This is a genomic window from Stenotrophomonas sp. STEN063, from assembly GCF_056854515.1.
Map to the genome: position 1 here is coordinate 1 of NZ_JBXFWF010000056.1, position 20,035 is coordinate 20,035.

18 protein-coding genes and 2 pseudogenes are annotated in these 20,035 nt (G+C 58.3%); 12 read left to right on the forward strand and 8 right to left on the reverse strand.

All coding sequences use genetic code 11. The features are described from left to right. Positions 1-244: 244 nt before the first annotated feature. The 5 genes from AC1VWL_RS14385 (at position 245) to AC1VWL_RS14405 (ending at position 5,568) form a co-directional block, all read left to right on the forward strand. The gene (locus AC1VWL_RS14385; RefSeq protein ID WP_282271410.1) at positions 245-478 is read left to right on the forward strand and encodes an AbrB/MazE/SpoVT family DNA-binding domain-containing protein; all 234 of its coding nucleotides are present in this window, start codon (positions 245-247) and stop codon (positions 476-478) included. Continuing rightward, positions 478-876, forward strand: coding sequence for a type II toxin-antitoxin system VapC family toxin (locus AC1VWL_RS14390; protein WP_282271408.1), 399 nt, complete (start codon positions 478-480; stop codon positions 874-876). The genes AC1VWL_RS14385 and AC1VWL_RS14390 overlap by 1 nt, the downstream gene beginning before the upstream one ends. 40 nt (positions 877-916) lie before the next feature. Then, positions 917-3,508 carry a bifunctional aconitate hydratase 2/2-methylisocitrate dehydratase gene (gene acnB, locus AC1VWL_RS14395; protein WP_482987147.1) on the forward strand — a complete coding sequence of 864 codons (2,592 nt, stop codon included), beginning with the start codon at positions 917-919 and terminating at the stop codon, positions 3,506-3,508. A gap of 609 nt (positions 3,509-4,117) precedes the next feature. Further along, positions 4,118-5,074, forward strand: coding sequence for a DUF932 domain-containing protein (locus AC1VWL_RS14400; RefSeq protein ID WP_482987148.1), 957 nt, complete (start codon positions 4,118-4,120; stop codon positions 5,072-5,074). Next, on the forward strand, positions 5,071-5,568 hold the full coding sequence (locus tag AC1VWL_RS14405; RefSeq protein ID WP_482987149.1) for a JAB domain-containing protein: 498 nt from the start codon (positions 5,071-5,073) through the stop codon (positions 5,566-5,568). The genes AC1VWL_RS14400 and AC1VWL_RS14405 overlap by 4 nt, the downstream gene beginning before the upstream one ends. Positions 5,569-5,844: 276 nt before the next feature. On the opposite strand, the gene AC1VWL_RS14410 is transcribed toward AC1VWL_RS14405, so the two are convergent. Next, a complete protein-coding gene (locus tag AC1VWL_RS14410; RefSeq protein ID WP_482987150.1) occupies positions 5,845-6,069 on the reverse strand; it encodes a helix-turn-helix domain-containing protein in 225 nt (74 codons plus the stop codon). A gap of 125 nt (positions 6,070-6,194) precedes the next feature. Here AC1VWL_RS14410 and AC1VWL_RS14415 point away from each other — a divergent pair, with 125 nt between their 5' ends. The 5 genes from AC1VWL_RS14415 to AC1VWL_RS14435 all read left to right on the forward strand — a co-directional run bounded on the left by AC1VWL_RS14415 (position 6,195) and on the right by AC1VWL_RS14435 (position 10,981). Beyond that, positions 6,195-6,596 carry a hypothetical protein gene (locus AC1VWL_RS14415; RefSeq protein ID WP_482987151.1) on the forward strand — a complete coding sequence of 134 codons (402 nt, stop codon included), beginning with the start codon at positions 6,195-6,197 and terminating at the stop codon, positions 6,594-6,596. A gap of 44 nt (positions 6,597-6,640) precedes the next feature. Continuing rightward, a complete protein-coding gene (locus AC1VWL_RS14420; protein WP_482987152.1) occupies positions 6,641-7,006 on the forward strand; it encodes a hypothetical protein in 366 nt (121 codons plus the stop codon). Positions 7,007-7,085: 79 nt separating this feature from the next. Beyond that, positions 7,086-7,658 (forward strand): hypothetical protein, encoded by a 573-nt coding sequence (locus AC1VWL_RS14425; protein WP_482987153.1) that lies wholly within the window; start codon positions 7,086-7,088, stop codon positions 7,656-7,658. 464 nt (positions 7,659-8,122) lie between these two features. Beyond that, on the forward strand, positions 8,123-8,326 hold the full coding sequence (locus AC1VWL_RS14430; RefSeq protein ID WP_482987154.1) for a hypothetical protein: 204 nt from the start codon (positions 8,123-8,125) through the stop codon (positions 8,324-8,326). A gap of 1,677 nt (positions 8,327-10,003) precedes the next feature. Beyond that, complete coding sequence (locus tag AC1VWL_RS14435; protein WP_482987155.1) at positions 10,004-10,981, forward strand: YagK/YfjJ domain-containing protein; 978 nt, start codon at positions 10,004-10,006, stop codon at positions 10,979-10,981. Between the two features lie 33 nt (positions 10,982-11,014). Here AC1VWL_RS14435 and AC1VWL_RS14440 read toward each other — a convergent pair whose 3' ends face one another. Next, positions 11,015-11,584 (reverse strand): hypothetical protein, encoded by a 570-nt coding sequence (locus AC1VWL_RS14440; RefSeq protein ID WP_482987156.1) that lies wholly within the window; start codon positions 11,582-11,584, stop codon positions 11,015-11,017. 194 nt (positions 11,585-11,778) lie between these two features. On the opposite strand from AC1VWL_RS14440, the pseudogene AC1VWL_RS14445 reads away from it, so the two are divergent. Then, positions 11,779-11,923: pseudogene (locus AC1VWL_RS14445) on the forward strand (transposase); the annotation flags it as partial. 291 nt (positions 11,924-12,214) lie between these two features. On the opposite strand, the gene AC1VWL_RS14450 reads toward AC1VWL_RS14445, so the two are convergent. Continuing rightward, positions 12,215-13,426 (reverse strand): DUF5677 domain-containing protein, encoded by a 1,212-nt coding sequence (locus AC1VWL_RS14450; RefSeq protein WP_482987157.1) that lies wholly within the window; start codon positions 13,424-13,426, stop codon positions 12,215-12,217. Continuing rightward, a complete protein-coding gene (locus tag AC1VWL_RS14455) occupies positions 13,389-13,742 on the reverse strand; it encodes an integrase core domain-containing protein (RefSeq protein WP_482987168.1) in 354 nt (117 codons plus the stop codon). Before AC1VWL_RS14455 ends, AC1VWL_RS14450 begins: the two co-directional genes overlap by 38 nt. 309 nt (positions 13,743-14,051) lie before the next feature. On the opposite strand from AC1VWL_RS14455, the pseudogene AC1VWL_RS14460 reads away from it, so the two are divergent. Continuing rightward, positions 14,052-15,095 (forward strand): annotated as a pseudogene (locus AC1VWL_RS14460) (IS3 family transposase). Between the two features lie 190 nt (positions 15,096-15,285). Here AC1VWL_RS14460 and AC1VWL_RS14465 read toward each other — a convergent pair. The 4 genes from AC1VWL_RS14465 to AC1VWL_RS14480 are packed head-to-tail and all read right to left on the reverse strand — an operon-like array spanning position 15,286 to position 19,952. After that, entirely contained in the window at positions 15,286-16,341 is a 1,056-nt protein-coding gene (locus tag AC1VWL_RS14465) for a protein-glutamate methylesterase/protein-glutamine glutaminase (RefSeq protein WP_482987158.1), read from the reverse strand. After that, positions 16,338-16,937: a chemoreceptor glutamine deamidase CheD gene (cheD, locus tag AC1VWL_RS14470; protein WP_303749782.1), complete on the reverse strand. Its 600-nt coding sequence runs from the start codon at positions 16,935-16,937 to the stop codon at positions 16,338-16,340. The genes AC1VWL_RS14465 and cheD overlap by 4 nt, the downstream gene beginning before the upstream one ends. Further along, positions 16,934-17,779: a CheR family methyltransferase gene (locus tag AC1VWL_RS14475; RefSeq protein ID WP_303749783.1), complete on the reverse strand. Its 846-nt coding sequence runs from the start codon at positions 17,777-17,779 to the stop codon at positions 16,934-16,936. Before AC1VWL_RS14475 ends, cheD begins: the two co-directional genes overlap by 4 nt. Positions 17,780-17,792: 13 nt before the next feature. Beyond that, positions 17,793-19,952, reverse strand: a complete 2,160-nt coding sequence (locus tag AC1VWL_RS14480; RefSeq protein WP_482987159.1) for a methyl-accepting chemotaxis protein — start codon at positions 19,950-19,952, stop codon at positions 17,793-17,795. Positions 19,953-20,035: the final 83 nt, after the last annotated feature.

Genomic DNA, 20,035 nt, shown 5'->3' on the forward strand with positions numbered 1-20,035 from the left:
TTCGCACCCGCGGGGTGGCGGGCACTTCCGGCCGCGCGGTCACTTTCGGCCGTCGCCATGCGCGGCCGGGGCTTACCGGGGGCCCCCCCGCCGCGCTTGGCTCGGCGCTACAGGCGAAGCTCAGCCGGGCACGACTCGGCCCTACAGGTGAAGCCCAGCCGACCATGGGGCGGCGCTACAGAGGTGGGCTTGGGGTATGCCGGTCGAAGTATGTATAATTCGTACATACTTCATTGGAGGTCCCATGGAAGCCACCGTAGCTGAACGCGGGCAGATCACCTTGCCCAAGGCCGTACGCGACGCTTTGGGCCTGACCAAGGGCACCCAGCTCAAGGTTGAGCTGGAGGGCAGCCGCATCATCCTGCGCAAGAGCGTGGATGACGCCATTTCTCGTGCCCGCGGCAAGTTCGCCCTCGACGGGTTCGAGTCGGCCGAACAGGCCGTGCGTACCGTCCGTGACGAGGCCGGCGAGGCATGATGATCGCCGTTGATTCCCCGGTCCTGATCGAACTGCTCAGCGACGGCCCACGTGCCGATGCGGTGGAAGCCTGCCTGCGGCAGGCGCTGGTCGGTGGCCGGGTGGTCCTCTGCGGTACCACGCTGGCGGAGATCTGCGCATCACTGCGCGGCGGCGCCGAGGTGCAGGGTGCGCTGGAAGAAATGGGCGTCCATTTCAATCCGCTGGAAGCCAAATCCGCGTTGCGTGCTGGCGAGATGCATCGTCGCCACCGGCAGCGCAGCGGCGATACCCGCCGCATCGACGATTTCATGGTTGGCGCGCATGCACTGCTGCAGTGCGATGGCCTGATCACCTGGAACGACACGTTTTATCGCGACTACTTCAAGGGCCTGAAGCTGATCGTGCCGCAAGCCTGAGAGCCCATCCATTCTTTAACCGTTACACCCGGGAGTTGTCATGTTGGAAGCCTACCGCCACCACGTAGCCGAGCGCGCCGCGCTTGGCATCCCGCCGTTGCCGCTGACTGCACAGCAGACGGCCGACGTCATCGAGCTGCTGAAGAACCCGCCGGCTGGCGAAGCCGAGTTCCTGCTCGACCTGATCACCAACCGCGTGCCGGCCGGTGTCGATGACGCCGCCAAGGTCAAGGCCTCGTACCTGGCCGCCATCGCCTTCGGCAGCGAGAAGAACGCACTGATCAGCCGTGCGCGCGCCACCGAACTGCTTGGCACCATGCTCGGCGGTTACAACGTCGCGCCGCTGATCCAGCTGCTGGACGACGCCGCAGTCGGCGCCATCGCCGCTGAAGGCCTGAAGCACACCTTGCTGGTGTTCGATGCATTCCACGACGTGCAGGAAAAGGCCAAGGCCGGCAACGCCAATGCACAGGGCGTGCTGCAGAGCTGGGCCGATGCCGAGTGGTTCACCAGCAAGCCGGAAGTGCCGCAGAGCCTGACCATCACTGTGTTCAAGGTGCCGGGCGAAACCAATACCGACGACCTGTCGCCGGCACCGGACGCCACCACCCGTCCTGACATCCCGATGCACGCGCTGGCGATGCTGAAGAACAAGCGTCCGGATGCACCGTTCGTGCCGGAAGAAGACGGCAAGCGCGGCCCGATCCAGGAAATCCTGTCGCTGAAGGACAAGGGTCACCTGGTTGCCTACGTAGGCGACGTCGTCGGCACCGGCTCCAGCCGCAAGTCCGCCACCAACTCGGTGCTGTGGTTCACCGGTGAAGACATCCCCTTCATCCCGAACAAGCGCTTCGGCGGCGTGTGCCTGGGCTCGAAGATCGCCCCGATCTTCTATAACACCATGGAAGACGCCGGCGCACTGCCGATCGAGCTGGACGTGTCGCAGATGGAGCACGGCGATGTCGTCGAGCTGCGTCCTTACGACGGCAAGGCACTGAAGAACGGTGCCGTCATCGCTGAGTTCCAGGTCAAGAGCGACGTGCTGTTCGACGAAGTGCGCGCCGGTGGCCGTATTCCGCTGATCATCGGCCGTGGCCTGACCGCCAAGGCGCGTGAAGCGCTGGGCCTGCCGGTCACCGATCTGTTCCGTCTGCCGGTGCAGCCGGCCGATACCGGCAAGGGTTACTCGCTGGCGCAGAAGATGGTTGGCCGCGCCTGTGGTCTGCCGGAAGGCAAGGGCATGCGTCCGGGCACCTACTGCGAACCGAAGATGACCTCGGTGGGCTCGCAGGACACCACCGGTCCGATGACCCGTGACGAGCTGAAGGACCTGGCTTGCCTGGGCTTCTCGGCCGACCTGGTGATGCAGTCGTTCTGCCACACCGCGGCTTACCCGAAGCCAGTGGACGTCAAAACCCACCACACCCTGCCGGAGTTCATCTCCACCCGTGGCGGCGTCTCGCTGCGTCCGGGCGACGGCGTGATCCACAGCTGGCTCAACCGCATGCTGCTGCCGGACACCGTCGGCACCGGTGGTGACTCGCACACCCGTTTCCCGGTCGGTATCTCGTTCCCGGCCGGTTCGGGCCTGGTCGCCTTCGCCGCTGCTACCGGCGTCATGCCGCTGGACATGCCGGAGTCGGTGCTGGTGCGCTTCAAGGGCAAGATGCAGCCCGGCGTGACCCTGCGTGACCTGGTCAACGCGATCCCGCTGTACGCGATCAAGTCCGGTCTGCTGACCGTGGCCAAGGCTGGCAAGAAGAACATCTTCTCCGGTCGCATCCTGGAAATCGAAGGTCTGCCGGACCTGAAGGTCGAGCAGGCATTCGAACTGTCCGATGCTTCGGCTGAGCGTTCGGCCGCTGGTTGCTCGGTGCACCTGAACAAGGAGCCCATCATCGAGTACCTCACCAGCAACATCACGCTGCTGAAGTGGATGATTGCCGAGGGTTACCAGGACGCGCGTTCGCTGGCACGCCGCATCGAGAAGATGGAAGCATGGCTGTCCAACCCGGAACTGCTGCAGGGTGATGCCGACGCCGAGTACGCCGCCGTCATCGAAATCGATCTGGCCGACATCCACGAGCCGATCGTGGCCTGCCCGAACGACCCGGACGATGTGAAGACCCTGTCCGAAGTTGCCGGTGCCAAGATCGACGAAGTGTTCATCGGTTCGTGCATGACCAACATCGGTCACTTCCGTGCCGCTGCTAAGCTGCTGGAAGGAAAGCGCGACATCCCGACCCGTCTGTGGGTTGCACCGCCGACCAAGATGGATGCCTCCGAGCTGACCAAGGAAGGCGTGTACGGCACCTTCGGTTCCGCTGGCGCACGTATGGAAATGCCGGGCTGCTCGCTGTGCATGGGCAACCAGGCGCAGATCCGCGAAGGCTCCACCGCGATGTCGACCTCGACCCGCAACTTCCCGAACCGCCTGGGCCGCAACACCAACGTGTACCTAGGTTCGGCCGAACTGGCCGCGATCTGCTCGCGTCTGGGTCGTATCCCGACCAAGGAAGAGTACATGGCCGACGTTGGCGTGCTGGATTCGGCAGGTGCCGAGATCTACCGTTACATGAACTTCGACCAGATCAGCGATTACAAGGACGTGGCCGATTCGGTCAACGCCTGAGTTTTATCTGTAATGAGTGCTGAACGAAAAACCCCGGCGAAAGCCGGGGGTTTTTTGTTGGGTGATTGGACAAAGAGGACAAGGAGCATGATTCATCAGGAAGGGCGACTGTCTAACTCTCACGTTCGATGCTTTTCGTCTTTATCTTGTCAGATAGAATGAAGTTGAATTTTCGATAAGGCAGTGTCGACGCTCCCACCTAATTGTGATCGAGTTCTGAGTCCAGAGGGCAAGGCTTTGTCAGAGGTGGTCGATGAGGATTCTGATCCAATACGGTATCTGCTCACGGTGGTTTCACAGGGTCGATTTGAAATTTTTTCAAACCCGTACTACTCCAGTGAAGCAAGGATCTTCCTGCTTTGCGTGAGCGTAATGCGCTAGCGCCAACGCACTGGGTACTGTCCCCTCATGAAAGACAAGTCTGAATTTCTGTACTGCGTTTTCATCGTGGCTGCGGCCATTTTATCGGCCGTCGTACGATGTTCGTTTACCAGTCCCGACCAGCTCGGTCGCGACTCCTACGACTAACCCCCCGTCAACCATGCATACGCACAAGGCCCGGCATCGCCCGGGCCTTGTGCGTTATGTCAACTGAAAAAAGGAAATCAAATGCATCAGGTAGAAACGATGGCCTTCACGGGCCAAGTGCCATGGCATGGCATGGGTAACCAGTTGGCTGCGGAGCAATCGTTCGAGGTTTGGCGCGAACGCGCCGGCATGAATTGGTCTGTGAAAGAGGCCGGAGTGCGCTTCGCTGCAGAGGACGTGGGCCAATATCCGATGCGGTCCTACCCTATCCAAAAGGTGCTTTTCCGCTCCGACACCAAGTGGCCCTTGGCCGTGGTGTCCAAACGCTACCAAGTGGTCCAACCTGGGGAAATTCTCGACTTTTATCGGGACCTCATCCGGTATAGCGGCTTCGAACTGGAGACGGCTGGTGTCTTGCGGGGCGGACGCAAGTTCTGGGCCATGGCACGTATCGGCCATGGTGTGGCTCTGAAGTGTCAGGACCAGGTGAATGGCTATCTTCTGGTGGCCACCGCCTGCGATGGAACGCTCGCCAACACCGCGCAGTTCACCTCGATTGAAGTGGTCTGCAATAACACTGCGCAGATCGCAGTTGGCCAAGGCACTGGGGCCATTAAGGTGTCCCATCGCAGTGCCTTTTATCCAGACAGCGTCAAAAGCCAGCTGGGCCTTGCCGTCGCCGGTTGGCAGGGCTTCATGGAGCGCATGCGAATGCTGTGTGACACGCCCATTGATCCGGATTCTGTCGATGCTCTGCCGCGCAGGCTGCTGACCTATCCGGCATCTCAGACGGGAAAAGAGGTGGTGAACGAGCAGGCCGTGGCCAAGGTGCGGGCGTTGTATGACGGACAAGGGCGAGGGGCGGGTCTGAAGACCAGTTGGGGTACGGCATTTGGTGTTCTGAGCAGCGTCACTGAGTTCGTAGACCACCATCGGCGGGCACAGAGCATTGAAAATCGTTTGGATGCGGCTTGGTTTGGTCAGGGGGCGTTGCTGAAGCGAAAAGAATGGGGCGCGTTGGTGGGGGAGGCCGCATGACCTCCCAGCCGTTCCCTACGCCGTCCCTGGAGGCGGCTTTGGACAATCCTGCCGGAGGGGATGAGGCGATCATCGCCAGGGCACTGCGGATACTCGAAGGCAGGGCAGCAAGCAGCGGGCCTCTGCTGGCTGATCCAGAGGTGGCGGGGAGGCTCTTTCGTCTGCGTCTGGGAAGCGAAACCCGAGAGCACTTCGATGTTGCGTTCCTGGATACACGTAATCGATTGATTACGGTGGAGCGGCTGTTCTCTGGTTCCATTGATGGCGCAGTGATCCATCCCCGGGTAGTGGCCCAGCGTGCCCTGCTCCAAAACGCTGCCGCTGTTTTATTTGCCCATAACCATCCCAGCGGAAACTGTGAGCCTTCGGCAGCAGATCGGGCAATCACCTCACGCCTGAAGGACGCACTGGCGTTGGTGGAGGTGAGAGTCTTGGATCACTTCGTCGTGGCTGCAGATCGCAGCACGTCCATGGCACAGCTCGGGCACCTTTAGGGTCCCATCGAGGAAAAATATGACGGAAAGAGAAAGGCTTTGGTCCCTGACCAAGGCCGCGCAGGCGCGTGCCAAAGCGGCGGACTTGGATCGCCAAGCTCGGGAATTGGAGAGATCGGCGGACCAGGGGAAATGGCGGCAGCGAGCGAAGGTTAGGGAGGCCGTGAACGCGCTCCGCCTCCGAGCTGGAAGCTATCTGGTTAGGGCGCAGCGCCTTGAGGAGGCTGCGGAATCATTAGGGGGGGGCGGAGGCAAAGCCTCTCTAGTGTCGTAGATTCAGTCGAGAAGCGATCCAGGGGAGACTCCGAGTGCCAACGCGATGCGCTCGATGTTGTAGATCGTCACGTTCTTCTCGCCGCGCTCGATCATGCCCACATAAGTTCTATGGACGCCAGCCGCTTCGGCTAGCTCTTCTTGCGACAGCCCGCGCTCTCTCCTTAACCGCCGGACATTGGTGGCGAAGATAGAGACCAGTTGAGTTTCATGAGCGGCCCGAGCCATCGGGGGATGGTGTCGGTTTGAATACTACTATTCGACATACTAAGATTAGCATTTGCTGTATGCTGGTTTAGCGTCAACGGCCGTCAGGCCTTATCTACTACCTATGGCTCGAAGGGGGGGACTACGTGAAAGGGGCCGATTTCGCCAGCACGCTTCTGGCATCAGTTCTTCTTGCCGGTTGTGCAGGAAGGACTCCCGATTGCGGAGATTTGGACACGTTGGATGTACTCGATCGTGCCATCGAGATGGAGGTGGAGACATATGCCTCGCAGACTCGGCGAGGAAGTGCTGAGGAGTTCATGGAAATCCTCGAAACCTGTGAAATCAACAAAATTCGGATCCTTGGTTACGACGGGGCTGTCGACAGCTACCGATGCGACGCAGGCATCGCTTATGACCATCAAGGCCGCGAGCGGTCCGTGCACTTCACCTATCGGGTCGACACCGATCAAGGGGACGGCAACGTCCTGGTCGAGTATCAGAACAAGATGCTCACCCCGATCCTGAGCTATGTCATGGGCCACTGACACAAGCCCTCCACGATTTTCTTACCTCAATGGAGCTATACCAAATGGGCGTTCTCATCTACACCCTTTCACTTATCTTCTTCATCATTCCCGTTAGCTTCCGGGCTTACCTAAGCCTAAAGAATGGGCGTCTCCCGCTTCCCGTTCTCCAGAACAACGTCGTAGTTAATAGAATCAAGATGCGCAAAGGATTGGGACTTCTGTCTCCGATAATTTTCTGGACCTTCCATGTCTTTTTTCTGTTTTACGCGATCGCCATTGAGGCTTGGCTGACCGCTTTGGCCGTCATCGTTTACATGGTGATCAGCCCGCTTTTGTCAGGACAGATCAAGGTCCGCCAGATCGATGTGTTGACCGAAAGCGCTCGGCTGGCGGCGGATGCGGACCCGGCGCCAAAAAAAACTCCGTAACAGTTGGGAATGAAACGATGAAGGGCTGCGATCAACGCAGGCCGGTTCATCAATATGCATTGATTTAAGGAGAAAGAAGGTGAAATCAAAATTTGTACTAGTTGGTATGGTCCTTTCAGCGCTCGTGGGCTGCGACCGTCTTCCTGGAATTGAAAGCACCGTCAACGAAGTCTCGGCAGACACAGTGGAGCCCGCTGCCCCTTCGACGCAAACCTTACCGGTAGACGAGCTCAAGGCAGAAGGTGTTCGTGAACTTCCTCTGGATGAGCCTGCATTGGCTGATCAACTTAAAAAATTCGATGCCGTCTTCAGAAGCGGAAACATCGATGCCTATGATCATGTGTTCGACAGTAGCGCCCGCTTTCTGAGCAAATATCCGATCTGGACAGATCTGGACTGTCAGGTTGATGAGCAACGTTTCGAAGCGATCTGGTGCGCATATGGCCACATGGGCGAACCTGAAGACCGCGAACTGGAAGGGCAATTGATCTTCCTTGCAAACGAGGATGTGCTCGCTCCGGAACTACGGTGTTCGCAAGTGCTATGCATCAACCCCAAAGGCAATCCCGTCGGTGTTATCCAGCTGGAAATGCGACAGTGGGTCAGCGCAAATTGTAGTCGAGCGGCGGATCTCCGTCTGACGTGTCCGTGAGGAGCGAAATTGGAAGCGTCATCGACGGCGGCGGGGAAGTTATGTACAAGGAACGATCATGATTATTCATCGATCTTCTTCCCCCATCGAGTACTTGGCGGTCTTTGCGGCAGGAGTCCTATTCGGGTTGCTGGCGCGCACTTGCCGTGAGTGCTACAAGTCATGACAACGGGGTGCAACGGCCACGGAGTGGATGTAGTGCTTCTCGGAGCGCTATAGCTGTTCACCATGGCCAGCTTCGTGATACGTAGCGTGGCTGTCGATCTCAGGCGGCTTCAGCGAAACAAGACTCTGGAATACCCGATAGGAAGACAGCGAGCTGTCGACTGATTAAGCATCGTCAGAACGCCAGAGCGAGTACTTCGGTACTCGCTCTGGCCGGGACGGCCTGTTTTTTTCAGGTCATGCTGAGGCATATTCGTGCTATTAATCGCTGTAAAAGAATAATCGCTCGTTGCGTATGAGTGGAACGACCACCAATCAGCATCGACGTCACGCTTGGGCTAGAAGTGCTGGTTACCGCACACACCAGCGTGGTGCCGGGCTGGCATGACTCGGTGGAACCCGCGCCAACGGCGCTGCTGGATGCGTTGCGCGCGGCGCATGCACGCGGCACGCGATTGGTAAGGCAGTGCTTGGGCGCGGTAGTAACGGCTCAAGCGGGGTAATTGAATGTCAGCGTACGTCCACCCACCGGATTTTCAGGGATGCTGTCGCAGCGCTATAACACTTGAAACTTCAACACGAAGCGCTGTATGTGAAGGGCGGTAGCCTTTTTACTTCCGCCGGCACTGCCGTGGCTATTGATCGTTGCTGGTGAGCTTTGGCTGATCGCTTTGCAGCGTTGCTGGAATAGGCGGTCTGTCTGCAAAAGCCTAGGCGATAAAGGCTAACGGAAGTGGTTGGGGTGGGTGCAGAGCAGCGAAATCAAGGAGGAAGGATTGCAGTGACTGGCGGTAGAGTGACAAATAGCTCGCTGCCACGCGCTCACGCCATTTTCGCTTATCCAGGAGGGGCGGTCATCTATCAAACGCCGTAGGACTGCAGCTTTTCCGCCTGTGATTCAGGTAGGGTTTTTTAGAGTATTGCCCGTAGATATAGTCTCAAAAAATGGGCTGCCAAAAACGATGCGTATGGGATCTCGCACGTGGACCCCATAAACCGTCTGTCTGAGGTCAAAAGAGGTTTTACATGCTCAGACCGAAACATCGATTTCTCGGTGCTAGCATTTCTGCTTTGCCCTATCCTCGCTATCTGCATAGCAGCGCGGCACTCTTTGCTGCCTTCGGCGCAACGCGGACTGCTCCACAGCGGGAAGCTTAACCACCTGCACCTGCACCTGCGCAGCGCCCAACCCTTATTCCTGTCGCATAGGTAACGGCAATTGGTGCTCTTTTCGATAATCACGGGGTGCTGAACCAGCATCCAGGCGCCTGAAAGTGCTGGGGACATCGCTACTCTCAGCTGCCACGAAGACCGCGCCGGGAGCGGTCGGTACGAAACAGTGATGTTCGGTTCTGCTTTGTACTTAAATAGCCGACGTAACGGTTTGTCGGCAGTGCTCGACTAACTCTGCTTGGCTCAAATTTTTGCGCGACCGCCGTTCAGTTGGCGATTGGACCGGTCACTGGCCAGTGAGGCCCTGCGAGTGATATCGCACACCTCCCCAGTGGTCGTTCAAGCAAATGGTCCCGCTCGCGCCGAGGTCTTGCACAACCTGACGTAGGGGGGAGGGGGGTAGGGTTGATTTAAGGCAGTCTCGGAGCCGTGGGAATTTAGCTCCAAAGAAGGAAAGTTAGCTCCATTGAGTTAATTTTTAACTTTAAATTCAATTGGTTGCGATGTGTAATTTTTTACACAAGCTAGACGGCTATCTGTCTGATGTACTGCTGCTTAGTCTGTTGCCATCCATACAACGGAGGCATCACGTGCAGCGGAATAATCCCCACTTGCTTCAGGTGGTGCGACGAGTGGAGGTCCAAGAAAGGCCGGGAATTGCTCGTCGCTCCTCCTATGCGCATCTCAATGAGAATTCGCCCAGCCACTGGCCGACCTTTCCTAGATCCGTGCATTTTGGCAAAGCGACGGGCTTCACTAAGTATGAGATCGACGCATCCATGCGGGATCTTATGGCGGTACGGAGCACTCCTGCCTGGCCGGTAGTTTTCCTTATTTAGTAATAAAGTTAATTACTTGATTTGGCGAAATGGCACATGCCCGGTAAGGTTTGTGCATCTTTGCTGTGACTAGGAATGAACGTTGTTATTGGTTAGTAGCTCAGTTAATTGGCATATATAATGGGCGTAGAGAGGTGGAATATGGGAATAGCAGCACGGAGTGGTGATATGCAGCGCCGCGCGTATCTATGGAATGAGGATGGCACAATAATCATTACGTATCAGCAGTCAGCGACTTCGGCCGTGAAGCAGATTGTGGATATGATGGGGAAACTAATGCGGTCAAGGACGCCACTGTTCGAAGTGGTGAGTGACGGCGGTCGATCCTTCACGAAGTGCACTGCACTGGGAACCACGTTTCTGATGTGTGTAAACTTTGATCTACAGCGGGTTTCTGAGTTCTTTTCAGCCCATCGACATAGCCCCTATTACATCCTCTTTAAGCGTTTTGCTGCGCCAATGCGCGTGTTTTGTGCCGGGAGGCGACTGTATTCACAGGACGTTGGAAGGGTCAATGCTGCCATTGAGAAAATGCGAGCATTTGGCAAAGGTGCTGCCTTCGGGCGTGCAATGCGCAATCTCAAGCGCTGTGAGCAGGAGAACAAACGATCCGCTCGGAAGCTGTTGGCAGGGCTAAGGGAGGGCTATTCAAAAACCCTTGTTCTGCGTTTGGATGTAGGCTACTACTCGTCAACTCAAAAAGCTGGACATATTTCGGCTCTCGATATTAGTTTGGAGGATGCGCAACAGCACCGCAACAAGCTGTTGACGTACCTGCGTAAAGGTCCGCTATCGAAACATCTGGCCGGCTACGTTTGGCGGCTTGAATATGGCTTGCAGAAGGGGCATCACTATCACCTTGCCATCTTTTACGATGGTCAGAAACTGGCCAAGGATATCTGCATTGCGGATATCATAGGTAGCTACTGGCGTCACAGTGTGACCAAGGGAAAAGGGATGTTCTTTAGCTGCAACAAGAACAAGGAGGAGTACGAACGTTGCGGAATAGGCATGGTTAATCGCGCTGATGCTGAGAAATGGCATGCTGTCCAAGAAGCGGTTGGGTACCTTTCAAAGCAAGATATGTACTTGCGCTTTCGTCCTGGCCCGCGCATTCGAACTTTTGGGGTCGGGGGGCCATACTAGGCGTGCGTGATCAGGATAAATATGCGGTGCCGGTCAATGGCCGGCACCTGTCTTTGGGGAGTGCCGCTTCTTTTTCAGCGTCTTGTAGAGTTCGTCCAACTCCGGACATGCCTTAAGAATGCGGCGGAACCAATTTTCGTCGCGACCATCGCCTTCATCCAGAGCGAACAATGCGCTACGCATTTCTGTCTTGTACTTAAACGGCGCTTTGTTATGAGCCGCAAGGATTTTTTTGGTGATTTGTTTGCGGTCGGCTTGTAACTTTGCCCGCGGAGCCTTCCCGCCAATGGCCCCGTTCGTTGCGGTAAAACGCTTTATTGCCATCTCGTCAGAATACTTAAATTCCTTGTCAGATTCTCCATCTCGGTACGCGACGAGCATCTGGGCTTGCGTGAGATAGAACCACGCGGCCTCCCTTGCGTCTTCCTCATATCTGTCTCGCGCTGTCCCTAGAATTTCACGGACCTGTTTTATGTCGTCGTCAGTCAGGTCTACCCATAAGGCATTGGCGGGCCTGGTGGTCACATACCATAAATCCTGAAGGACACGCTCAAAGGGCTTGGCCGGGATCGGAATATACAGGCGAAGGGAGGGGGCATCCATGGCAGGTACTCAGTGTTTTTTCCATTTTCCTTTGCAATAGGGATGGTGTCTAGCTCCAAGGTAAGTACCTTTGACCAAGCATCACTTCTGCAACCTCAGCGGCAATTATTCAGCATGGCGCTTTCGATTGAGTCGGTTGGGCGATATTGAGCTCCGGTTGGTTGTGCGGCGAGAACAGCAATCTCTGAGTATGAGTACCGGCCCACCGTGTGTACGGTTGGAGACGTCAGCACGGCTTAGGAGAGGTAGGTCGCTACGTTGAGGTTGATCAGAACGAGGAGGTTCACCGGCTAAAAATTGAGTTGCGTCGCGTCACTGAAGAGCGAGACATCATAAAAATGGCCCACGTCAAGACTTTCGTGAAAATCACGCGAAGTATGAAACCACATACAGGGCAATACGTTAGCTCTGTTTCATGCCGCTTGCAGCCGATGCGGCGGCAAGCGGCTGGGAGCCACATGAGAGCCTGTGGAAAGCAAGTCGGGCGCGCTGAGGCAGTGACAAACATCTGCTAAGAAGGAACCTACTCCAGCAAGCCTAGCCTAGCCCAGCCATGCGCATGCTGTCATCAGACGTTAAACCAAGTTCCTCCCTAACCCCTACCACCAAGAGGCATGGGGGCGTTGGTTATTAACCGTGCTTGAAATGTAGCGTTCTAGTGTGTGGGTCAGCTTTGAACGCAAAATCGCTTCCGTCTATGAAGCTCATTTGGTCGTTAGTTACGCGCTCGCCATTCAGCATAAACGTCCAGTAGTAGAGATCGTAAAGATCGAGATATGCTCCCACTTCCGACTCAGTGCTTTGCAGCACAATCGCCCCTGTTTTGGCATCTCGGTAACGCACCTCTACTGTGCCTTCCTGTATCAGAGTTGCTTCAATGCTCATAGTCTCAGTAGAGAGCAATAATTTCGTCTCTCCGACCTTCATGCCGTCAGAAGCTGCGGCCCTTATCTTAGTCTCCGAGGTTTGTATGGCCTCTATGGCTTCCCGGTTTTCACGCTCAATTATATCATCCGCCCTCGCTTTGTAATCTCGGAACAAGGAATGAACCTCATCACGCGTGTTCACGAGGAATGTGGATGCAAGTGACAAAAATATTGACGTATAACCTTCCTCTACGGGCGTTGGAAGCCCTCTGCCGCGCTCCTCACCAATGCGAAAGAAAGACATCGGCAACGCATGGATGTGAGATGAAAGAAGAACGTAGAGCCACCTAAATTTGGTCTTCTCAATTCCAGCCTTCTCAGCTATATCCTCAAGCGGAAAAAGATAAGCTGATTGCCCATGCAACGCAGTTTTCTTCTTTTTCTCTGGCAGGGTATCAAAGAATGGGTTTGCCCTGATTCGCTCACGTAATTCGCCGGCGGCCTGCGACAGTTTTTCTACTTCTTCATTGTTTTCAATTGCTGTGAAAATGCGGATGCGAGAGGAGCAGTCGTGGAGATTAAATATATTCCAACGGCACTCCCATTCTTTTTCGTCACATTCCTCAGTGCATAGATAGTAAAACGCGATCCGAAGCTCCAGCATCGTTCGAGTAATTCCGGCAGCAGAAGCGTAATCCCAGTGCTCGATTTTTTTTTCCGCCCAAGGAGTGAAGGGCATGATCTGAGCAAGAGTCACCCCCTTGGTCACAAGTGCCGTAAACAAGACGGACGAATAGTAGTGCTTGGTACTTGGGGATGGTATGCCGCTATAGCTTCGTGACACGTACATACACTCTCGAACAACATTGTCCAGCATATCGACAACGCGCATATAGTCATCGCTTGGCTTACTCCCAAAGGAGGAGAGTTCAACTATCTCATCGTGTGTTAGCGTTTCTTGCGTTTCGTCTTTCATCTAAGCTGCTACCTGTATAAAAAACGCTCTGGCACCATTGATCTCGCAATATGCATTCCGATCTAAGGTAGAAAAATCGGGGTGTTTGGGGCTGTCCGAAATGCCTCGGCGAACTGCGCTGGCGCGGGCATTTCCCCGGGGACGAATGCGGACGGAAATGATTGTAGTCAGTTCGCCAGTTTTCTATCTTCTGGCGGGTGTCGTCAAGGGATAGGAACCAGTGCACGTTCAGACATTCGTCGTGCAATGAACCAATGAAAGATTCGAGGAAGGCGTTATCGTTGGATCTTCCAGGGCGCGCAAAATCGATCGTAATGCTGTGATCGTAAGCCTATTTGTCACACGATACTGATGAACTCTGGCCGTTGTCCGCCTGAACCCGATGCGGTGAACCGCGTTCCTGCCGCAGGTGGTCCAGCGTTTCGACAACATCTTCGCCGCGCAGGCTCTGCCCGATGACAATGGCCAGGCATTCCCGACTGAAGTTGTCGACCACCCGACGTCCCCCCGATTTTGAGTGGCGCGGCGATTTGGAGTTCAATCCCCAACGAGACGGAGATTGGACACGAAGAAGCGCTTTTCCGAAGAACAGATCATTGGCTTCTTGCGTGAGGCAGAGGTCGGCATGGCGGTGAAAGAGCTGTGCCGCCGACACTGGTTTAGTGAGGCGTCCTACTATTTATGGCGCAGCAAGTTCGGCGGCATGAGTGTGCCGGAGGCCAAGCGACTCAAGGAGCTGGAGGCGGAGAATGCCCGGCTGAAGAAGCTGCTGTCCGAGCAGTTGCTGGAGAACGACGTCATCAAGGACGCCCTACGAAAAAGTGGTGAGCGCACCGGCGCGGAGGACGCTGGTGCGGCATTTGATGGAGCGCGGGCTCACAGAGAGGCGGGCACTAGCCGTGGTACGGATGAGCGCCAGCCCACTGCGCTATGTCCCGCGCCCCGATCGCAATGTCTAACTTCGCGAGCGGATCCTGGCGCTGGCGCAGCGACACAAGCGCTACGGCGTGGGGATGATCTACCTGAAGTTGCGGCAGGAGCAGTGGCCGGTGAATTACAAGCGGTTGGAACGCTTGTATCAGGAGGCCAAGTTGCAGGTGCGTCGGCGCAAGCGTAAGAAAGTGCTGCTGGGCGAGCGTCAACCGTTGCTGCGGTCGGAGGCAACCAATCAGGTCTGGTCAATGGACTTCGTGTTCGATCGCACAGCCGAGGGTCGTGTAATCAAGGCGCTGACGATCGTCGACGATGCCACGCACGAGGCGGTAGCGATTGAGGTGGAGCGGGCGACCCCGGCTACGGCGTGGCACGAGTGCTGGCCCGGCTGGCACTGACCCGAGGTCTGCCGCAGGTGATCCGGACCGACAACGGCAAGGAGTTCTGCGGCAAGGCGATGGTGGCATGGGCCTACGAGCGAGGCGTGCAGTTGCGCTTGATCCAGCCAGGAAAGCCAAATCAGAACGCCCGCATCGAGAGTTTCAATGGCCGCCTACGCGACGAATGCCTCAACGAGCACTGGTTTCCCACACTGCTGCACGCACGTACCGAGATCGAAACCTGGCGGCGGGAATACAACGAGGAGCGACCGAAGAAGATCTTAGGCGGCCTGACACCGGCCGCCTATGCCCAACAGTTGGCGGCCAAAGCCGCTACGATTAAATCTGGACTCTAAAGGGCCCCGCTACTGAAAGCGGGGGGACGTCGGGATACGTGCGAAGGACTCGATTGCTAGGTGGAAGAGCCGGTCGAGATCATTGTTACCGACTGCAACATGCCGGTCACGAGCGGTCACGAGCGGTCACGAGCGGTCACGACATGGCGCGTGCGATCCTCCCATTGATGCCGTGGCCCGGGTTGTCGTCTCAGCCGCGGGCGATGGCGAGAATGCGCTCGGCTATCCGCTCCAACGGCAGCACCTCATCGGCAGCGCCAAGACGTACCGCGCTGCCGGGCATTCCCCAGACCACGGAGCTGGCTTCATCCTGGGCCAAGGTAGGTGCACCGGCTTGTTTCATTTCCAACAGGCCGCGGGCACCGTCTTCGCCCATTCCGGTGAGGATCACCCCGACCGCATTGGCGCCTGCATTGGCGGCAACCGAGCGGAATAGCACATCCACCGCTGGCTTGTGCAGGTTGACCGGCACGCCGTCGTCGACCCTGCAGCGCCAGCGGGCGCCGTCGCGTATGACCCGCAGGTGCTGGCCGCCAGCGGGCAGATAGGCGTGGCCGGGCAGGATGGCTTCGCCGTCGCTGGCCTCGCGTACCGACATCGCCGAGTGCCGGTCCAGGCGCTCGGCAAAGGCGGTGCTGAAGCTGGCGGGCAGATGCTGGGTCATGACAATGGCCGGTGCATCTGCGGGCATGGATTCCAGCACCACCCGCAGGGCTTCGGTACCGCCAGCGGAGGCGCCGATGGCGATCAGTCGATCGGTGGTGCGGAAGCCAAGGCTGCTGGCGCTGGTCGGGCGCTGCGGCGGGCGGCGTGGGCCGCCGGCGATTGCCTGGACCCGCGAGCGGGCGGCCATTTTCACCTTGCCGCGGATTTCTTCCGCATACGCATCCAGGCCGCGGGCGACGTCGAGCTTGGGTTTGGCGACAAAATCCACCGCGCCCAATGACAGCGCCTGCAGGGTGGTATCGGCGCCGCGCTCGGTCAGCGAGGACACCATCACCACCGGCATGGGATGCAGGCGCATCAGGTTTTCGAGGAAGGCCAGGCCGTCCATGCGCGGCATCTCGACGTCCAATGTCAGCACGTCAGGGTTGAGCCGTTTGATCTTCTCGCGTGCCAGCAATGGGTCCGCTGCGGTGCCGACGACTTCGATGGCCGGGTCGGCGGCGAGGATCTCGGTCAGCACCTGGCGGACCAGGGCCGAGTCGTCGACGATCAAAACCCGGCAGGGGGCCTGCAGATTCATTCAAACAACTCCACGCCACCACTGACCGGGGTGTGCGACAGACGGGCGCGGACGGCGGTTTCGGTGGCGACCACTTCGGCGTCGTGCGCATGCGGCAGGCGCTGCACGACCACTCGGCCGGTGATGGGGAAGAACCAGATCTTGCGCGGATGAATGCCGCACAGGTCCTCGGCAACGATGGGAATGTGCTCGGCGCGCAGGTATTGGCGGACGAATTCCGCATTGCGGGTACCCACCGGGTTGCTAGTGAAGCCCTTGAGCACGTTGGCGCCGCCGAATACCTTGGCCTCAAGGCGCTTGCGATGCGCTCCACGCTTGAGCAAGTCGTTGATCAGCAGTTCCATTGCATAGCTGCCGTAGCGCGCGGGCGCACCGTCACCGATATTGCCTTCGGGCAACAGGAAGTGATTCATGCCGCCGATGCCGAGGATAGGGTCGCGGATGCAGGCGGCCACGCAGGAGCCGAGGATGGTGGTCAAGGCGGTATCGTCGTCCACCACCAGGTACTGGGTTGGTAGCAGCTTGGCGGCAATCGTCTGGAAACGTGTGTCGCGGTAGCGCATCACCTCATCTGGGTGTTGCTGGAGGTTCTTCATGCGCCATTCCTGCGGCTGCGACGGTAAAGCGTGCGACCGCAAGGCTGGATCACATCGGCCGCATGCAGGTAGTTCTCCGAGTGGCCGGTATAGAGCAGGCTGTCATCGTCCATATGCTGCACCAGGCGCGAGAGGATGCCGCGCTGGGTGGGCTTGTCGAAGTAGATCATCACGTTGCGGCAGAACAATGCATCGAACGGACCACCCACGTCGTAGCGGTTGGCCAGCAGGTTGAGCGGACGGAACTCGATGAGCGAGCGCAGCGCCGGCACAACCCGGCACTTGCCTTCATTGGGGCCGCTGCCGCGCTGGAAATAACGACGCTTCATCGCCGGGTCCAGCCCTGCGATGCGGTCCATTGCGTACACGCCTTGGCTGGCGGTGGCCAGCACCTGGGTGTCGACGTCGGTGGCGATGATGCGTACCGGCGGGGTCATCGACGAGAACGCCTCGCAGGCGGTGATCGCCATGGAGTAGGGCTCCTCACCGGTGGAAGCGGCACACGACCACAGCTTCAGTGGCGCTCGTGGGGCGCGCAACTGCAGCTCTTCGCGCAGCTTGTCAAAGTGGTGCGGCTCGCGGAAGAACGAGGTCAGGTTGGTGGTCAATGCATTGGTGAATGCCTGCCACTCCTCGCCGCCATGCTGCTCAAGTTGGTCCAGGTAGTCCTTGAACGAGCGCAGGCCAAGGTTGCGCAGCCGTCGCGACAAGCGGCCGTAGACCATGTCGCGCTTGGCAGGCGCCAGCGCGATGCCTGCACGTGCGTGGATCAGCTCGCAGACGCGGCGGAAGTCACGGTCATTGAACTCGAAGTCCCGCTCGGTGCTGTCGATGTCGATCATGGAATATGCGCGCTCAGCCGGCCATGGCCAGCGTTTGTGGCTGCTTGGCCGCAGCGGGTTGGGCGCTCAGCTGGAATACCGCCACCGCTTCATCCAACAACGTGGCCTGTTCTTCCATTGCGCGTGCTGCGGCGGTGGCTTCTTCGACCAGTGCGGCATTCTGCTGGGTGGTTTCGTCCATCTGCATGACGGTCTGGTTGACCTGCTCGATACCCGCCGACTGCTCCTGCGAGGCAGCGGATATCTCGGCCATGATGTCGGTGACGCGTTGAACCGCGGTGACGATCTCGCCCATGGTGGTGCCGGCCTGCTGCACCAGCTGCGAACCTTCGTCCACGCGCTCGACCGAGTCTTCGATCAGGGTTTTGATCTCCTTGGCGGCTCCGGCCGAACGCTGGGCGAGGGTACGGACTTCGGCGGCAACCACGGCGAAGCCGCGGCCCTGCTCACCGGCGCGGGCAGCTTCCACCGCGGCGTTCAGCGCCAGGATATTGGTCTGGAAGGCGATGCCGTCGATGACGCTGATGATGTCGGCGATGCGACGTGAGGACTGCTGGATCTGACCCATGGTGGTGACCACTTCTTCCACCACCAGCCCGCCACGTGAGGCTACCCCGGCTGCACCGATCGCCAGCTGGTTGGCCTGGCGTGCGGATTCCGCATTCTGGCGGACGGTGGAGGTCAGTTCCTCCATCGAAGCCGCGGTTTCCTCGAGGTTGGCAGCCTGCATTTCGGTGCGGCGCGAGAGATCGGCATTTCCGGTGGCAATCTCGCCGGCGGCCAGATTGATGCTGGCGGCAGACTGCTGGATCCCGGAGACGATGCCGGCCAGCTGGGAGACGGTGCTGTTGGCGTCTTCACGCATGCTGGCGAAGACGCCCTGAGCGTCGCCGCTGAGCTTGACGGTGAGGTCGCCATCGGCAAGTGCCTGCAGCAGGCGCGACACTTCGCCCAGATTGTCGTCGCTGACCTGCATCATGGTGTTCAGGGCACGCACCATCGCCTGGAAGTCGTGCTCGAAGCGGTCTTCATCGCCGCGCTGGCTGAAGTCACCGGCAGCAGCTGCGCTGCCCAGGCGCTTGATCTCGCTGTTGATGGCGGCGAGGTTGGTCTTGATTGCGGCCATGGTGTCGGTGATGACGCGCTTGTCGCCGGGCAGCAGCGGCATGTCCTGGCTGAGGTCACCGACCGCATAGCGCTGCGCCAGTGCGATCACCTGCATCTTGACGTCGATATGGTTGCTGACCAGCACATTGGTCTCTTCAACCATCACCCCGTAATCGCCGGGGAAGCGGCTGGCGTCGATGCGGTAGCCGATCATGCCGGCGTCATGCTGGCGAGCCATCTCGGCCTGCGCGCCAATCACCGCCCGCAGCTGGTCCTGCATATGCGACATGCTGCTGAGCAATTGGCCGGTTTCGTCCTTGCTGGGGGCAGCGATGTGGTTGTCCATGCGCCCCTTGGCGATGGCGGTTGCCACGGCCGTGGCATTGCGCAGTGGCAGCACGATGCGGTTGCCGATGATCCAGCTCAAGGCCAGCACCAGCAGCACCAACACACCACCGGCCACCGTCATGATTGCGGTGAACTTCAGGGCCTGGCCTTGCAGATCGTCCATGTAGACGCCGCTGGAGACCACCCAGTTCCACGGTTTGTACATGCCTGCATAAGCAAGCTTGCCAACCACACCATCCTTGCCCGGCTTGGCCCAGCTATAGGCGACATAGCCGCCACCCTTGCGTGCGGCTTCGACCTGGTCGTAGTAGACGCGGACGCCGTCCTCGCCACGGAAGTCCTTCATGTCCTTGCCGACCAGGTCAGCACGGAACGGATGCATCAGCAACACGTACTTGGTGTCGTAGATGTTGAAGTAGTTGACGTCAGCGTCGGAACGCATCTTCTGCAGCGCGGCCATCGCGTACTTCTGTGCGTCAGCGAGCGGCATCGCGCCGGTTTCCGCTTCCTTGGCGTAGTGGTCAAGAACGCCGTAGCTCATTTCCACCTGGGCACGCAGCGCAGCCTTGCGGGTTTCGTACAGATCCAGGTACTGCATGCGGGCAGCGATGACCGCCAGCGTGATCACACCGATCACGATCAGGACCGTCAGCAGGTTCAGCTTGCGCCTGACGGAGATGTTGGAAATGTAGTTGTTCCAGAGCGAGAAGATAGTCATCGAATCCGCTGGTTACCTTGCGGTATCAGCGCTGCGTGAGGGGATACCGGTTTATCGGCCGCGAAGGGCACGAGTTGAGCGGC

Bases quoted from the DNA above. Each gene is read 5' to 3' on its own strand.
- AC1VWL_RS14385 (WP_282271410.1), top strand. From the start codon at position 245: ATGGAAGCCACCGTAGCTGAACGCGGGCAGATCACCTTGCCCAAGGCC.
- AC1VWL_RS14390 (WP_282271408.1), top strand. From the start codon at position 478: ATGATCGCCGTTGATTCCCCGGTCCTGATCGAACTGCTCAGCGACGGC.
- acnB (WP_482987147.1), top strand. From the start codon at position 917: ATGTTGGAAGCCTACCGCCACCACGTAGCCGAGCGCGCCGCGCTTGGC.
- AC1VWL_RS14400 (WP_482987148.1), top strand. From the start codon at position 4,118: ATGCATCAGGTAGAAACGATGGCCTTCACGGGCCAAGTGCCATGGCAT.
- AC1VWL_RS14405 (WP_482987149.1), top strand. From the start codon at position 5,071: ATGACCTCCCAGCCGTTCCCTACGCCGTCCCTGGAGGCGGCTTTGGAC.
- AC1VWL_RS14410 (WP_482987150.1), bottom strand. From the start codon at position 6,069: ATGGCTCGGGCCGCTCATGAAACTCAACTGGTCTCTATCTTCGCCACC.
- AC1VWL_RS14420 (WP_482987152.1), top strand. From the start codon at position 6,641: ATGGGCGTTCTCATCTACACCCTTTCACTTATCTTCTTCATCATTCCC.
- AC1VWL_RS14435 (WP_482987155.1), top strand. From the start codon at position 10,004: ATGCAGCGCCGCGCGTATCTATGGAATGAGGATGGCACAATAATCATT.
- AC1VWL_RS14440 (WP_482987156.1), bottom strand. From the start codon at position 11,584: ATGGATGCCCCCTCCCTTCGCCTGTATATTCCGATCCCGGCCAAGCCC.
- AC1VWL_RS14450 (WP_482987157.1), bottom strand. From the start codon at position 13,426: ATGAAAGACGAAACGCAAGAAACGCTAACACACGATGAGATAGTTGAA.
- AC1VWL_RS14465 (WP_482987158.1), bottom strand. From the start codon at position 16,341: ATGAATCTGCAGGCCCCCTGCCGGGTTTTGATCGTCGACGACTCGGCC.
- cheD (WP_303749782.1), bottom strand. From the start codon at position 16,937: ATGAAGAACCTCCAGCAACACCCAGATGAGGTGATGCGCTACCGCGAC.
- AC1VWL_RS14475 (WP_303749783.1), bottom strand. From the start codon at position 17,779: ATGATCGACATCGACAGCACCGAGCGGGACTTCGAGTTCAATGACCGT.
- AC1VWL_RS14480 (WP_482987159.1), bottom strand. From the start codon at position 19,952: ATGACTATCTTCTCGCTCTGGAACAACTACATTTCCAACATCTCCGTC.